The 15,033-nt window shown below is 48.5% G+C and carries 11 protein-coding genes and 2 tRNA genes; 5 read left to right on the forward strand and 8 right to left on the reverse strand.

The annotated features are described in order from the left end of the window. The first annotated feature begins 79 nt into the window (after positions 1 to 79). Positions 80 to 892 (forward strand): DUF3108 domain-containing protein, encoded by an 813-nt coding sequence (locus K0H60_RS11580; protein ID WP_220055808.1) that lies wholly within the window; start codon positions 80 to 82, stop codon positions 890 to 892. Between the two features lie 162 nt (positions 893 to 1,054). Here K0H60_RS11580 and K0H60_RS11585 read toward each other — a convergent pair whose 3' ends face one another. Beyond that, positions 1,055 to 1,834 carry a class II glutamine amidotransferase gene (locus K0H60_RS11585; RefSeq protein ID WP_220055809.1) on the reverse strand — a complete coding sequence of 260 codons (780 nt, stop codon included), beginning with the start codon at positions 1,832 to 1,834 and terminating at the stop codon, positions 1,055 to 1,057. 243 nt (positions 1,835 to 2,077) lie between these two features. Here K0H60_RS11585 and fadE point away from each other — a divergent pair, with 243 nt between their 5' ends. Next, positions 2,078 to 4,525, forward strand: coding sequence for an acyl-CoA dehydrogenase FadE (fadE, locus tag K0H60_RS11590; protein ID WP_088211318.1), 2,448 nt, complete (start codon positions 2,078 to 2,080; stop codon positions 4,523 to 4,525). 428 nt (positions 4,526 to 4,953) lie between these two features. Here fadE and K0H60_RS11595 read toward each other — a convergent pair whose 3' ends face one another. The 5 genes from K0H60_RS11595 to dnaQ form a co-directional block, all read right to left on the reverse strand. Next, the gene (locus K0H60_RS11595; protein ID WP_220055810.1) at positions 4,954 to 6,966 is read right to left on the reverse strand and encodes a cation:proton antiporter; all 2,013 of its coding nucleotides are present in this window, start codon (positions 6,964 to 6,966) and stop codon (positions 4,954 to 4,956) included. Positions 6,967 to 7,252: 286 nt separating this feature from the next. Continuing rightward, positions 7,253 to 7,329, reverse strand: a tRNA-Asp gene (locus K0H60_RS11600). Between the two features lie 56 nt (positions 7,330 to 7,385). Next, positions 7,386 to 7,462: transfer RNA gene (locus tag K0H60_RS11605), tRNA-Asp, on the reverse strand. Positions 7,463 to 7,627: 165 nt separating this feature from the next. After that, positions 7,628 to 9,190 (reverse strand): TIGR03503 family protein, encoded by a 1,563-nt coding sequence (locus tag K0H60_RS11610; RefSeq protein WP_220058151.1) that lies wholly within the window; start codon positions 9,188 to 9,190, stop codon positions 7,628 to 7,630. A 10-nt stretch (positions 9,191 to 9,200) separates the two neighbouring features. Then, entirely contained in the window at positions 9,201 to 9,929 is a 729-nt protein-coding gene (gene dnaQ / locus K0H60_RS11615) for a DNA polymerase III subunit epsilon (RefSeq protein ID WP_220055811.1), read from the reverse strand. 70 nt (positions 9,930 to 9,999) lie between these two features. Here dnaQ and rnhA point away from each other — a divergent pair, with 70 nt between their 5' ends. After that, on the forward strand, positions 10,000 to 10,476 hold the full coding sequence (gene rnhA, locus K0H60_RS11620) for a ribonuclease HI (protein ID WP_220055812.1): 477 nt from the start codon (positions 10,000 to 10,002) through the stop codon (positions 10,474 to 10,476). Between the two features lie 48 nt (positions 10,477 to 10,524). Here rnhA and K0H60_RS11625 read toward each other — a convergent pair whose 3' ends face one another. Together K0H60_RS11625 and K0H60_RS11630 are read right to left on the reverse strand one after the other, a co-directional pair. Further along, positions 10,525 to 11,424 (reverse strand): LysR substrate-binding domain-containing protein, encoded by a 900-nt coding sequence (locus K0H60_RS11625; protein ID WP_220055813.1) that lies wholly within the window; start codon positions 11,422 to 11,424, stop codon positions 10,525 to 10,527. Positions 11,425 to 11,448: 24 nt separating this feature from the next. Beyond that, positions 11,449 to 12,183, reverse strand: a complete 735-nt coding sequence (locus K0H60_RS11630; protein WP_220055349.1) for a class I SAM-dependent methyltransferase — start codon at positions 12,181 to 12,183, stop codon at positions 11,449 to 11,451. A 195-nt stretch (positions 12,184 to 12,378) separates the two neighbouring features. Between K0H60_RS11630 and gloB the strand changes: the two genes are divergently transcribed. Continuing rightward, positions 12,379 to 13,185 (forward strand): hydroxyacylglutathione hydrolase, encoded by an 807-nt coding sequence (gene gloB, locus K0H60_RS11635; RefSeq protein ID WP_220055814.1) that lies wholly within the window; start codon positions 12,379 to 12,381, stop codon positions 13,183 to 13,185. Between the two features lie 249 nt (positions 13,186 to 13,434). Next, positions 13,435 to 14,988 carry a lytic transglycosylase gene (locus K0H60_RS11640; protein WP_220055815.1) on the forward strand — a complete coding sequence of 518 codons (1,554 nt, stop codon included), beginning with the start codon at positions 13,435 to 13,437 and terminating at the stop codon, positions 14,986 to 14,988. Positions 14,989 to 15,033 lie beyond the last annotated feature (45 nt).

The following is a 15,033-nucleotide window of genomic DNA, read 5'->3' on the forward strand; positions in this document are numbered from 1 at the left end:
AAACAATGTAGCTTGGCAGTTTAGCCAATAGGATAAACAGTGTTAGCCGCAATCTGTTTGCGATATAAAGGAGCATTACTTGCGCACAATTCCAACGTTATTCGTGAGTCTCGCGCTCACCCACAGCGTATTTGCGATGGCGGCACCAACGCCTTTAACGCCTCAAACTGCTGAATATCAAGTTAATTATGGTGATATTGAGTTGGGTAAAGCCAAGTATCAACTGCCCGCCATCGAGGATGGCGTTTATAAATATCGCTTCGACAGCGACCTTAGCTTGTTATTACTCACCGATGTGCGCCATGTGCTGAGTGAATTTGGCCAAGAGGGGAATCAATTATTACCCATGCGCTATTTGCATGAGCGCAAAGGTGTTGGCCCGAACTTTGTCGAGCAAACCGCCTTTGCCAAGGCTCAGGGGATGATCCACACCCGTTATAAGGATGAAAAAGGCAAATTCCCCTTTGAAGGCGATATTTTCGACCCTTTAATGGTGCAGCTGCAGTTTCGTCTCGATATCAGCGCTGGTAAAGAAGTGCTTGATTATAAGATGATTAAATCCAACGAGCTCGATGAGTATAAGTTCCATGTGATTGGTAAGGAGCGAATGACAATTGAGAGCGGCAGCTACGACACGGTCAAAATTGAGGTGGTGCGGGACAATCATAAACGCCAAACCTTCTTTTGGATGGCGCCGGATCTAGCCTATCTCCCCGTTCGTCTAACACACTTTGAAAAAGGCAGCAAACAGCTGGATATCAAACTGCTGAATTATCACTTCGACGATGTGCCAGTTGCAGTCGCGCCCGCTGCCGTTGAAGCCGCAGCCGTTGAAACCGAAGTTCCGACAGAGCAGAAAGTGCCTAAGCTTTTAGGCACAGGCGCTAATTAAGCCTGATACACATTTATCGCTGATTTAAGTCGGATTGAGTGCTGTTGCTAAGACGCAGTAACAGCGCAGCACAAAACACAAAAGGCCAAACGTGAGTGACTCCGTTTGGCCTTTTTCTCTGATTTAATTCCATCAAAGTGGAATGACTGCGACAGCGCCCGATTACAAATCGATAAGCAGCTCACCGAGTCGGAACAACTTCCAATTGCCGGGCTGCATCACCTGCCAGTCTTCGTTTTCGGTCAGCGGCCGAGTCGCAATCACAGTCACGACATCGTGCGGTGTGGTTTCTTTATCAAAATCAATCACGACATCGGTATCAATTAATTTTGCCTTACCGAAAGGCGCTCTGCGGGTGATGTAACACAGATTATTACTGCAATAGCACATCAAGTATTCACCATCGCTGAGGATCATATTAAACACCCCAAGGGCGCGGATTTGTTCGGCAAGCGTAGCTACAAATCGAAACACCGCTTGCATATCCACTGGGCGACGGTCGCCAAACTTGGCCGCGACTTGCTCTAATATCCAGCAAAAAGCCAACTCGCTGTCGGTATCACCGACACTCTGATAGCGGGACACCTGAAACTTCGCCTGATAGTCGCTTAACTGACCATTGTGGGCATAGGTCCAATAACGGCCCCACAACTCACGGGTAAATGGGTGGGTATTTTCAAGGGAAACACAGCCGCGATTAGCTTGGCGAATATGGCTTATCACCACCTCGCTTTTAATTGGATAAGATTTGATCAACTTTGCAATGTGCGACTCACTACTCGGGCAGGCATCCTTAAAAGTACGGCTGCCACGGCCCTCATAGAAAGTGATCCCCCAACCGTCGACATGGGGCCCAGTGACGCCACCACGCTGTGCTAACCCTGTAAAACTAAACACAATATCGGTCGGCACATTGGCGCTCATCGCCAGTAACTCACACATATTTCTCGCCTTTATCAATCCAAATATCCACGGTTTTGCATTGTAACTAGTTGATGACATTTGTGGAATGATCAAAGGTGACAAAAAATTTAAACAATTGTTTGAAAAATACTTGTATTAAAACTGCCTTAGGTTTAACTTTTATGCGACACAGGTCAGACCACAAACTATAATTGTGATCGCAATCAACAAAATTCGTTATGACCTGTGATTGGCACTCGGTCATACTTAAGGAGAAATACAGTGACTACCCTACTTTGGATCATCGCCATGATCTTAGTGCTAGGAGCCCTAGCTTACCTTCGGGTATCTTTGCTCACTGCCACTATTGCAGCCGCTGTTGTGATGACAGCCGGATGGACACTCGATGTTGTCGGCCCTATCTCTTGGATTATCTTCCTGGTGATCGCGCTGCCCCTCAATATCAGTGCATTTAGACAAAATGTTATCAGTCGCCCACTGATGAAGATCTACCGAGGCATCATGCCCGAAATGTCTTCTACCGAAAAAGAAGCGATTGAAGCCGGTACCACATGGTGGGAAGCCGATCTGTTTGCGGGTAACCCAAACTGGAAAAAACTCCACAACTACCCTGTCGCTCGTTTAAGTGCCGATGAGCAAGCCTTCTTAGACGGCCCCGTTGAAGAAGTGTGCCGCATGGTGAACCAACACCAAGTATCACATCAACTGGCTGATTTGCCTGCTGAAGTATGGCAATACCTGAAAGATCACGGCTTCTTCGCCATGATCATCAAGAAAAAATACGGCGGTTTAGAATATTCAGCTTACGCCCAATCACGCGTGCTGCAAAAGCTTGCAGGTTTAAGCAGCGAGCTGGCATCCACTGTAGGTGTACCTAACTCCTTAGGCCCTGGCGAATTGTTACAACACTATGGTACGCCTGAGCAGCAAAACCATTACCTGCCACGTTTAGCCAAAGGTTTAGAAGTCCCTTGTTTCGCGTTAACTAGCCCAGAGGCTGGTAGCGACGCGGGTTCTATCCCTGACTTTGGTATCGTGTGTAAAGGTCAATGGGAAGGCGAAGAAGTCTTAGGTATGCGCTTAACCTGGAACAAGCGTTATATCACCCTTGCCCCAGTTGCCACTGTATTAGGTCTGGCGTTTAAACTGCGTGACCCTGATCACCTGTTAGGCGATAAAGAAGAGCTGGGCATTACCTGCGCGCTGATCCCAACTGACGTTGAAGGCGTTGAGACAGGTCGTCGTCACTTCCCGCTGAACTGTATGTTCCAAAACGGTCCAACTCGCGGTAAAGACGTATTCGTACCATTAAGCTTTATCATCGGTGGTCCGAAAATGGCTGGCCAAGGCTGGCGTATGTTGGTTGAGTGTTTGTCTGTTGGCCGTGGTATCACGCTGCCATCAAACTCTGCCGGTGGCGTAAAAACCGCAGCACTTGCAACAGGTGCGTATGCGCGTATTCGTCGTCAATTCAAACTGCCGATTGGTAAGTTAGAAGGGATTGAAGAGCCAATGGCACGCATCGGTGGTAACGCCTACCTGATGGATGCAGTAACCTCATTAACCACCACAGGTATCGACTTAGGTGAAAAACCTTCAGTTATCTCGGCTATCGTGAAATATCACCTGACCGATCGTATGCAGAAATGCGTTATCGACGCCATGGATATCCACGGTGGTAAAGGTGTGTGTTTAGGCCCTAACAACTACTTAGGCCGTGGCTATCAAGCGGCTCCAATTGCGATTACCGTTGAAGGCGCAAACATCCTGACACGTTCGATGATCATCTATGGTCAAGGTGCTATCCGTTGTCATCCTTATGTATTGGCCGAAATGGAGTCAGCGTTTGATACTGAGTCTGGCCAAGGTTTAGCCAACTTCGATGCGGCGATTTTCGGTCACATTGGTTTTGCGACCAGTAACTTTGTCCGTAGCTTCTGGTTAGGTCTGACATCAAGCCGTTTCTCTAACGCGCCATATTCAGATAAAACCAAGCGTTATTATCAACATATGAACCGTTTCAGTGCCAACTTAGCCCTGCTATCAGATTTGGCCATGGCAACCTTAGGTGGTAACTTAAAACGTAAAGAGCGTATTTCTGCCCGCTTAGGCGATCTGTTAAGCCAGTTATACCTCGCTTCTGCAACCTTAAAACGTTACCAAGATGAAGGCCGTCAAACTGACGATCTACCACTGGTGCAATGGGCGGTTGAAGATGCGCTGTACAAGTTGCAGGCTTCATTAGACGATTTACTGGATAACTTCCCTATGGGTCTAGGCGGCGTGTTACGTGCCATCATGTTCCCATTCGGCCGTCCACTGAAACGTCCAAGCGATGTGTTAGATCATAAAGTGGCTAAGATCATGCAGACCCCATGTGAAAGCCGTGATCGTTTAGGTAAAGGTCAGTTCTGGACTAACTCTGAGCACAATGCTGTCGGTATCCAAGAGCAAACACTTAAGGATATTTTGGCCGCCGAACCTTTATTCGACAAAGTCTGTAAGGCCAGTGGTAAGCGTTTACCTTTTATGTGGTTAGATAAAGTCGCCGCCGAAGGTAAAGCCTTAGGTGTATTGAGCGACAGCGAAGTACAACTGTTGGAACGTGCCGAAATCGGCCGTATGAAGTCTATCAATGTGGATGACTTTGACCCAGCTGAGCTGCGCCCCGAAGTCGTCGCGACGACATCACAGGAACGCGCCGCTTAATAGTAAAGCTGTACTAGCTGAGCTGTACTAACTAAGCCCATCTAAATAAACAAAAAGGCACTACATAGTAGTGCCTTTTTTATTTTCGCCTCATTTAATACCAATCACATTAAATATCTAATCAGTTCAGAGCCTCACAGGCATTTCAATCCAAGGCGCATTGACGCAGAAATGGTCATTCCCTTTTAAGTCAATGCAACACGGGAGTGGGATGCCTGTGTGGCTCCCAAAGGGCAGCTGATGTTCACTGTATGGCAACGCGCTTTATACTGCGTTTAAGGCTTTCGACAGAGCACCACTATGCCTTCAAGCCTTCGCCTTGTCTAAAGCGCGTTGAATTCCCGCTGAATGAACAGATATTTAATACGATTGGTATAACAGGCTTATTTCTTCGCAATTGCCAAGCTCATCTTAGCTAACCTAGGCCATTATCCCTTCGCCAAAGTTTCATCCGAGGTATTGATGTTATCTTGTACGTCAGCCTGAGGTTGTGATGGCTCTTCGGCCTTAGTTTTCGCTTGCTGCTCAAGTCGTTGGCGCTCAGCTTCAGCTTCCTCCTCGGCCTTGGCTTTCGCTAGGGCCGCTTCTTCCGCCGCTTTGGCCTGTGCGGCTATCGCCTCTTGCTCGGCAATCGCCTGTTGGATTTTCGCTTCTTCAAGCGCCTCAACGGGCAATAGGCTGATTAACTCTATGCCATTGGGGAATTGGGTGTCATTACCTGACACAATCACGACTTTACCTTCTTTAGTCAGATACACTAACGGCAATGCCGTTTCGCCATAACGTTTGCGGAAATGCTCGAAGGTGAAGTTTTCAGTTAAGTTAGTGACTTTAAGCTGTGCCCCTTTCGCCATTTGACTGGCAATTTTGGCGTATGACACCGCATCACCAAACAAACATAATCGCTGTTTGTAAGTCTCTGATAATTGATGGCGCGCGCTGCCCTGCTCGGCATTGTTCAGGCCAAAGACCTTTTTAGAGCCTAACACATCTTGAAAATAAAAGGTCACCAGCGGGTTTAACTGCTTATAAGGCGACATGATCAGCACTCGACCAATCCCGGTTAAATCCATATAGGTTTCAGCATGTTCTGAGGCAGGATTACCAAAATAGACCGGAATATTGTCCATCCGCGCGAGGCGAATGTTATCCCAGTTGCTGTCGGCCAGCAGCACTTTGATATCTTTGCTTTTTAAGATTTTTGCCAGCTCGCGGGAGAATTTGGAGGCTCCGAAAATTAATAATCCTTGCGCCGAACCCGACGTCACCCCAAGGTATTTGGCCCAGCGGCCCGCGGTTAAACTTTGGATAACGACAGTGCCGATAATGATTAAAAACACTAAGGGCACAATGGCATCGGCGCCCTGCACATTGGTGGCCTCTAACTTAATGGCGAATAAGGAAGACACCGCCGCCGCCACAATCCCCCGCGGCGCAATCCAACATAGGAACCATTTATCAGCCTTTGAGAGTGACGTCCCAATGCCTGACACCCAAATACTGAGCGGCCGCGCAACCAGCATAGTCACGGCGAGTACGCCTACCCCGCCCCAACCTAAATCCATCATGGCATTCGAGTCGAGTCTGGCGGCTAACAGGATAAATAAGGCAGAAATCAACAGCACTGTCAGTGTCTCTTTAAATTCGAGGATTTCAGCAATATCCACACCGCGCATATTCGCCAGCCAAATCCCCATCACAGTCACAGTGAGTAATCCGGACTCTTCCTGCAGTAGGTTGGAGCCGACAAAAATCCCTAACATTAGGGTTAATACTGCGGTATTTCGTAAATAATGCGGCAATAAATTACGGCGGATCACTTGGCCAATTAAGTAACCTGATGCTGCGCCTAAACCTAAGCCAAGCGTGAGCATGGAGCCTAGTGCATAGAGCACATGGCTCGTGGGGTCGCCAGATACCGTAATGTATTCAAACACTAATACAGCAAGTAGCGCACCAATGGGGTCAATCACAATCCCTTCCCAGCGTAAAATACTCGCCAGTTGCGACTTAGGCCGTACGCTGCGCAGCATAGGCACTATCACGGTCGGGCCCGTGACCACCACGAGGGCGCCAAATAACAGTGCGACTTCCCAGCTAAAATTGAGCAGGTAAAAAGTCGCAACACTGATACAGCCCCAGGTGATCACCATGCCGATGCTCACTAAGTGCGTCACCATACGACCATGATCTTTAATCTCTTTAAAATTGAGGGTCAATGCCCCCTCAAACAGGATCACGGCAACACCGAGTGAAATGATAGGAAACAGTAAATCCCCAAAGATTTCATCGGGATTGAGTACCCCAAATGCCGGGCCTAACATCAAACCACAGAGTAGTAAGGGTAAAATTGCAGGTAACCTAAGCTTCCAACCAACCCATTGACAAAATAACGAAAGCACCCCGATAAGTGCTAACATCCCAGTGATTTTTTCAACCATATAACGTCCTTTAGTTGGTATGGAGTGGTCAGTATTAACTCAACCTAACACGCTTTTTTCATACAGAAAAATGAACTATTGGTGATAACAATAGCAGCAAAAAAAGCAGTCCTGTAACTCGAATAGACCGATTGACAGCGAATATTCAGCTTTCAGTAGAAATAAAGGGGTAACAAGAAACAATACCTTAGGCATTAGGTAAGGTATTAAGCAGAAATACAGAGGCAAAATGCTCTGAAAAGATACATAGAAAAAAGCCCCATCTTTCGATGGGGCTTATTCTATTTGGCGGAGCGGACGGGACTCGAACCCGCGACCCCCGGCGTGACAGGCCGGTATTCTAACCAACTGAACTACCGCTCCAAACTTTTATTATACCGCTACTAGAGCACTATAATTTTAACTTTCAAGAACTTGACTGGCGGAGCGGACGGGACTCGAACCCGCGACCCCCGGCGTGACAGGCCGGTATTCTAACCAACTGAACTACCGCTCCACTCAAGTTGCGGTGAATAATACGGTTGAGCGTTCGAAGCGTCAACCGTTTTTTTCACTCAATTGCATCGTTTAGTTAAAATTTCGCCAAACTTAACAAAACCCCATGATAAGTGGACAAAATATCTGCAAGCTGACGTCGAAATAGCCAAACAATTCTGTACTTTTATCGGCGATTATCCGGCTCATCCGGCATGGTCAAATCAATCTCATCGAGGGATGGCGCCTCTGGCTTATTCTGCCCGGCCTCATCTAACATCCGTTGCTCTGCGGCGGCCAGTGCCTGTGCGAGACTTTGACGCTTACGCCAGAAAATCAGCCCCGCGACCCCAAGCAGTACTAGCACGGCATTGATGGTAATGATCCAAAACAGCGCATCCTGTTTTGCTAGGGCCTCTTCTTCGGCGGCCTTTTGCGCAGCAACGGCGGCTAGCTCCTCTTCACTCGGTGGCGGTTCAGGAGGCTGCACTAAGTTAAAGAAGAGTTCTGGCAAATCGAGCAGGATTTCACGGCCTGTGACTGTGGTGGTCGCCACAGTGCCTTTAATACGGTAACTACCAAACTCGGTCACTGGCGGTATCGGCAGTTCAGTATCGCTCTCCTTAAGCCCATGAACTACAAGGGGAAGCTGCAAACCTGCTGGCCCAACAAGCTCGAATGAAAAATGGGTTTCAGCCAATTGCAGCACACTGCTATCGGCATGCAACATGATTTTCCATCGCCCCGTTAACGGGTCATCAGGGGTGATCACCTCGGCATTCACGGGACGCGGCGATAAGGTAAAGGGAAAAGAAACCTGCCGCTCAAACACGTTATTACGGGCTTGGACCACAAAGTCGTACTCGCCCCAGGGCTGTTTTAGATTGATATCACTGGTAAACATGCCATCGTCAGGTCTTTCATCGAACTTTTCGCCATTATCTTTGTAAGAACCGACAATAATGTCACCGGCGGCAAAGTTTTCATCCCCTGCACGATGTTTACTCACAAAATGGGCTGTCCATTCGACAAGATAATCGAGCCCCGGCATGCGCACCCGCTCCGCATCCCCCATCAATTGAGCAACCACTTTGGTTTCTTCACCTTGGAATAGCGGCTGTGGCAGTTGCTGCACTTCAATTTCAAGCTTAGAGACTCGCTTAAGTTGCGAACCCGGCACCACCTTACCCACCAGCTGCCAAGGGCCAGGCTGAGGCGACTCGATATAAATAATGTCGCCAGTAATGCCATCGACCCATTTTACCGTTTCAGGGTGACGGTTGGCGTACCACTTGCTGCCGTCGGGCAATACGATCACCACTGGCGCCGAACCGTACTCCCGCTGGATCAACAGCGTCATGCTGCTGACCATATGGTCCACCCGAAAGCGATTTTTAAGCTCAGAGGCGGTATCGATGGGCACCACTTTGCGAGTCGCAGGTTTGGGCGGTTTAGCTTGCGCGGCCTCACTCGTCTTGGCATTAACTGGCTTTTCGGCGCTCGCTTGCCCGTCAGCAGCTTTATCTGCACTCGCATTAGCCTCACTGACTGTTGGCTCACTGACTTGAGCATTACTGGGTTTTGCAGCACTGGGCTGAGCCTCTTGGGCCTTTGGCGCCATATTGGCAGGCTGCTCAGTGGTTTTAGCCGCAGTAGGTTCAGCATCGGCGGCAAGCAAAGAAGCGCTCAAGCAGAGGCCGCCGAGCACTAAAGTGGTATTTCGTAGGGATTTTCGCAGCGACATCGTCATAGGCAATAAATTATCCTCTCCAGAGGCATTTCCCTGATTTTGCGACTAAATCAAGACGCTTTTCATGCATAACGAGTTCATCGGCCGATGCGCTGATCACTTTAAGATTAAGTGATGCGGGATCAAAGCGTTGGATGCCCCCCGCCTCTTGACCGACTTCATCGTTAGAGAGATTGAACTTGGTCTGCCCGCCTGTCATTGCCAAATACACATCGGCTAAGATCTCGGCGTCGAGTAATGCGCCGTGGTACAGGCGGCGGGAGTTATCGATACCGTAGCGCTTACATAGGGCGTCTAAGTTGTTCTTTTGCCCGGGATGCAAAAATTTTGCGATATCGAGGGAGTCTAAGATCTCACAGATTTCACTGGTCTTTGGCCCTAATGGCTGCAACAACGAAAACTCATGGTCCATAAAGCTCACGTCGAAGTTTGCGTTATGAGCCACAATTTCGGCGCCACTGATAAAATCGATAAATTCTTGCGCTATCTGATAGAACCTAGGCTCATTGGCGACACGCTCATCGGTGATGCCGTGAACCGCAATCGCTTCTGGGTCAATCGCTTGGCCGGGATTGATATATTGATGGAAATAACGGCCCGTTAAACGGCGGTTTATCACCTCAACGCACCCTATCTCAATAATTCTGTGGCCTAAATACACTGCACCACTGCCTTGGTTCATACCCGTGGTTTCAGTATCCAAAATAACCTGACGGCTTGCGTTTGAGATAATATTCATACTTTTATGCGCTTCTTATGACATTTTTTGGTTATACTCGGCCGGTATTTACGCTGCGGGTAACCATTTGATGACTGAACTAAAACTGATCCACATCTTCACCGATGGCTCTTGCTTAGGCAACCCTGGCCCCGGTGGCTATGGCATTGTAATGAATTATAAGGGCCATACAAAGGAGATGTCCGATGGTTTTGCCTTGACGACCAATAATCGCATGGAATTATTAGCCCCCATCGTCGCCCTCGAGGCGTTAAAAGAGCCTTGCAAGGTCATTTTAACCAGCGATAGCCAATATATGCGCCAAGGGATCACCACCTGGATCCATGGCTGGAAGAAAAAAGGCTGGATGACCTCGAATCGTACGCCAGTGAAAAATGTTGATCTCTGGAAACGTTTAGACAAAGCCGCCCAACTCCATCAAATTGATTGGCGTTGGGTGAAAGGCCACGCCGGACACGCTGAAAACGAGCGCTGCGATCAACTCGCCCGCGCCGCCGCTGAAGCCAGCCCTATCCAAGTCGATGAAGGTTATCAGCCTGAGTCCTAATACCTGCACTCACTTCGGCGTTTATTTCGGCGCTAAACGTTGCGCCGATCACTCCCGAGATAAATGGAAAAAATTATCGCAAAACTGCACAAAGGCTAGGCCTAATGACGTGGCTTGGCGGCTCTTGTGGGTAATCCGATAAAACTGTCGCTCTAGCACTAGGCCTTCAATGGTTACCAGTGCCAGCTCTTTTCGGCTGATGTCTTTATCCAGCGCCAACTCCGAGAGCACGCCCAGTCCAGCGCCTTGTTTTACTGCAAGCTTAATGGCATCGGGGGTGGTAAAGCAGAATTTCGCCTCAGGCTGCATGCCTAATTCATTGGCTGCATTGACAAAATATTCACGCGTGCCCGAGCCTTCCTCCCTTAATACCCAAGATTGACCTTTGACTGCCGCGGGTTTAACCGTCTGCCCCGCGAGGGGATGCGCGGGATGACAAAAGACTAATAGTCTGTCTTTATGCCAAGGCTCAATATTCAAGCGATTATCGGTGCAATGCCCTTCAATAAACCCCATTTCGGCGCGAAATTGTGCGACCGATTGGATCACTTCTTGGGTATTGGTAATGGCCACATCTACATGGGTCTGCGTATGTTGCTGGCAAAAGGCCACCGCCGCTTTTGCTAACAAATAGTTACCAATAGTGGAACTGGTGCTCACGCTTAAATGCCCGACTAAATCTCCGTCTTGGCGCGTAAACGCCTGCTCGATTTGCTCGACTCTATGTAACAAGTCCGTCGCCAGTGGCAGTAACAAATTCCCTTGGGAGTTGAGCTGTAATCGATTGCCAATCCGCTCAAATAAACGGGCGTTGAGCTGCTTTTCTAATTCGGCCAAGGCCATGGAGGTCGCAGGCGGCGACAGATTAACTTGCTCCGCCGCTTTTGCCACTTGTCCACTGCGTGCAACGGCTTCAAACACCGCAAGTTGCCTTAAGGTTATTCGCATAACAGACTCATTGATGGATAAAAGTTATTTGGTATGTTCAGATAAGTGCCCGGTTCGACCCGCGCTCGGGGCTGTAGTCCAATTCGGCTGTAATACTTTACGTTTGTCGCGGATGGGCGTTAATGGCGACTCTAATTTACGCGCCACGATCAAATATAAGCTGCCCGCACTGGGTAGCCATGAGGCCAAGGTTTGCTGCATAAAACGGCCGTCATTAAACTCACCAATTAACGGGTGATAAACTAAACGCTCATCGCTGACGACTTGATAGCCTAATAACCCTAACCAATCTCGCACTCGAGACGGCATGAAAAAACGCCCACACCAGGGCAGATTGTCCTGATATTTTGGCCATAACTTACCCAGAAACACTGGGCTTAGGGGATTAAAGCCCACGATAAATAAGTAGCCGCCGGCGATCAACACCCTGTCGGTTTCCCGCAGGATACGGTAAGGATCGGCTTCAAATTCTAGCAGCAGGCTCATCAGCACCGCATCGATCACCCCATTCTGTAGGGGTAAATGGCAAAAATCGCCAATTAATGAGGCATTAGGTTCTGAGCACAGAGAGAAATGGTGCGCTACGGGGGATGCCATGCTCGAGAGATCGGCGCTTAAGGGGCCAAGTTTGAGTAAGTGGTAACCAAACACCCTTGGCCACCAATCGGCAAGCTTATCGGCAACGGCTTGTTGGAGTGCAGGACCATTGGGCAGATCGTCCCATTGCTCGGGTTTGCGCATAGAACTGTTATACGACACAAGTCTCCTCCCTTCCCGTAACCCATATGCTAAATGCTGAATGCAAATCACCCATCTTGCCCATTACCGCCTTGGCATTTGTCCCTAGCTTATGCCATAAGCAATTGTCATGGGCAATTGCAACAGTCGCCAAGTGAGCCCCTCTTATGGATAATAACCTTATCTTCAAAACGAAATACAGCGATCGGCGGTGCTATGCTCACTATAACAGCGATTAATGCCTTTAATGACAATTATATCTGGGTGTTGCGACAAGACTCCCAGCAAGCCGTGTATGTGGTTGACCCGGGCGATGCCAATGTCGTGCTCGACTATTTACGCACACAGCAACTCTCGTTAGCGGGTATTTTGATCACCCATCACCATAGGGATCACACGGGTGGGATCGCCGCCCTCGCGGCCCATGTTAAGCAGACCACAGGCAATGACTTAGCCGTTTATGGTCCACAAAGTGAAGATATTCAAGGCATCAATCAACCAATTGAGCCAACGCTGAGTGATACACTCACCCTGCCTTTTATTGACGCGCCAGTGCGTATCCTGTCCGTACCCGGGCATACGGCTGGGCATATCGCCTATCTGGTTGATGACGCATTATTTTGCGGTGATACCCTCTTTAGCGCAGGTTGCGGCCGCTTATTTGAAGGCACCCCAAGACAAATGTGGCAATCCTTAAGCCAGCTCGCAGCGCTGCCCGATGAAACCCGAGTCTACTGCGCCCATGAATACACTTTATCAAATCTGAAGTTTGCCCAAACGGTCGATACTGATAATGAAGCGCTTAACGCCTATGTGGAGCAGGCAAGCACCCTTCGTGCCCAAGGCAAAGCTACCATTCCCTCTACGATCGGATTAGAGCGAGCCATTAATCCCTTCCTACGCCCTTTGTCGCCCACCATAGTCGACAGCATAAAAATTCAGTTTTGTGATCAAGATCTGACTAAAGCAGATGAACTGACCTGTTTTACCCTACTCAGGCAGTGGAAAGATATTTTTAAGTAAAAAACGATCTATTTATGGCTGAAATTTATACAGTTTTTTCCACTTTTGATGATGTAAATCAAAAGTGACCCTACAAGATGTACGATAATTTAGGGACAAGATCAAAAAGATCCCATAGAATGGCTCGTTTTTGCGTGAATACTTTGCGCTCTGTGTTGCCGCTATTTACATAATAATCAATTCGTTAGCTTATTTAGGCTAGATGAAATTGTGCAGTGGCAATGCACTAACAGAGGACTATCGTTTTCCATGAGAGTATCACTTTATGTTGTAGTAGGGGGATTTGCCCTACTCACAGGTTGTCAGACTTTAGACAACCATCAGGTGACCAAACCTGAAGCTGAAACCGTCACAACCGAAAATACCGTCCCACAGTATTATCTCGCAACCGAACCTGAGTCGGCGCAAATTACTGATGTGTGGGAGCGAATTCGTCAAGGAATGCAACTCCCCGTTCCTGACAAAAAATTAGTTAACTATTATCGCGATTGGTACATCAAGAACCCCAAACACCTCGAAGTGATTTCTGAGCGTGCGGCGCCTTACATGTATTTGATCGTCGAAGAGCTTGAAAAGCGCCATCTCCCCATTGAGATCGCGTTGCTACCGATTATCGAAAGCGCCTTCGATCCCAGTGCATCCTCAGCCAGTGCCGCCTCTGGGCTTTGGCAATTTACAACCCCAATGGCCAGCCATTTTGGGTTAGAGATGAACTGGTGGTACGACGGTCGTCGTGATGTGCCCGCCTCCACGGTGGCCGCGTTGGACATGCTCGAATACCTGTACGACAAAACCAATAACAATTGGCTTTATGCGATTGCAGCCTACAACTCGGGCGAGTCTCGCGTCCTCAATGCGATTAAACGCAATGAAGATAAAGGCCTTAAAACCGATTTTTGGTCACTGGATCTGCCAAAAGAGACAGAGCGTTATGTGCCACAATTGTTGGCCCTCGCCGAAGTGATTAAACATGCCGACGAATACGGCATTACGCTAGCGCCAATTGACAACAGCCCTTCTATTGAAGTGGTTGATATCGATAGCCAAATTGACTTGGCCATGGCGGCTGGGCTCGCCAATATGACGACCCATGAGCTATTAAAACTCAATCCTGGATACAACCGCTGGGCCACTGCACCGACGGGACCCCATACGCTAGTATTGCCGATTGATAAGTCAGAAGAGTTTAAAAAAGCACTGGCCGAAACCGAGAGTGAAGCCCGTGTAAGTTGGCTCAGATACACCATTAAATCCGGTGACAGTATCGGCGCCATTGCTAAGAAACACCATACCACAGTCAATGCGATCCGTGCGGCTAATGGTATGAAAAATAACAATATCGTTGCGGGTAGACACCTAATTATTCCGGTCTCTGCCGACGATAAACAGCTGTATGCCATGTCAACCAGCCAGAAGTTACCTAAAAAAGCGGCAACTTCAACCTCTGGCAATAAGTTGACTTACCAAGTGAAATCCGGCGATACCCTATGGCAAATCGCGCAGAATCATAAGGTATCGGTGAAACAGCTCACCGCTTGGAACCATTTAAACAAAGACAGTAAATTGAAGATGGGCCAAAAACTGACCATCGTTGCGCCGCCAACCCAAGCGGAAGCGGAAGCGGAGCAGATTCGCACCGTCAGCTACAAGGTGAAATCTGGCGACTCCTTAGCGCGTATTGCCAGCAAGTTTAAAGTGACGGTTGCCGAGCTGCTCGAGTGGAATAGCTTAACCTCATCGCAATACATTCAACCCGGCCAAGTGTTAAAGCTGGTTGTGGATGAAAGCAATTTAAATGCGTGATGTTTAGTACTTAGCGACATAGCTGCTTAGATATTGAGTTAAGCC

The sequence above is a fragment of the Shewanella mangrovisoli genome (assembly GCF_019457635.1).
In the GTDB taxonomy this organism is placed as follows: domain Bacteria; phylum Pseudomonadota; class Gammaproteobacteria; order Enterobacterales; family Shewanellaceae; genus Shewanella; species Shewanella mangrovisoli.

Bases quoted from the DNA above. Each gene is read 5' to 3' on its own strand.
- K0H60_RS11640 (WP_220055815.1), top strand. From the start codon at position 13,435: ATGAGAGTATCACTTTATGTTGTAGTAGGGGGATTTGCCCTACTCACA.
- dnaQ (WP_220055811.1), bottom strand. From the start codon at position 9,929: ATGAATATTATCTCAAACGCAAGCCGTCAGGTTATTTTGGATACTGAA.
- gloB (WP_220055814.1), top strand. From the start codon at position 12,379: ATGCTCACTATAACAGCGATTAATGCCTTTAATGACAATTATATCTGG.
- K0H60_RS11610 (WP_220058151.1), bottom strand. From the start codon at position 9,190: ATGACGATGTCGCTGCGAAAATCCCTACGAAATACCACTTTAGTGCTC.
- K0H60_RS11595 (WP_220055810.1), bottom strand. From the start codon at position 6,966: ATGGTTGAAAAAATCACTGGGATGTTAGCACTTATCGGGGTGCTTTCG.
- rnhA (WP_220055812.1), top strand. From the start codon at position 10,000: ATGACTGAACTAAAACTGATCCACATCTTCACCGATGGCTCTTGCTTA.
- K0H60_RS11585 (WP_220055809.1), bottom strand. From the start codon at position 1,834: ATGTGTGAGTTACTGGCGATGAGCGCCAATGTGCCGACCGATATTGTG.
- K0H60_RS11625 (WP_220055813.1), bottom strand. From the start codon at position 11,424: ATGCGAATAACCTTAAGGCAACTTGCGGTGTTTGAAGCCGTTGCACGC.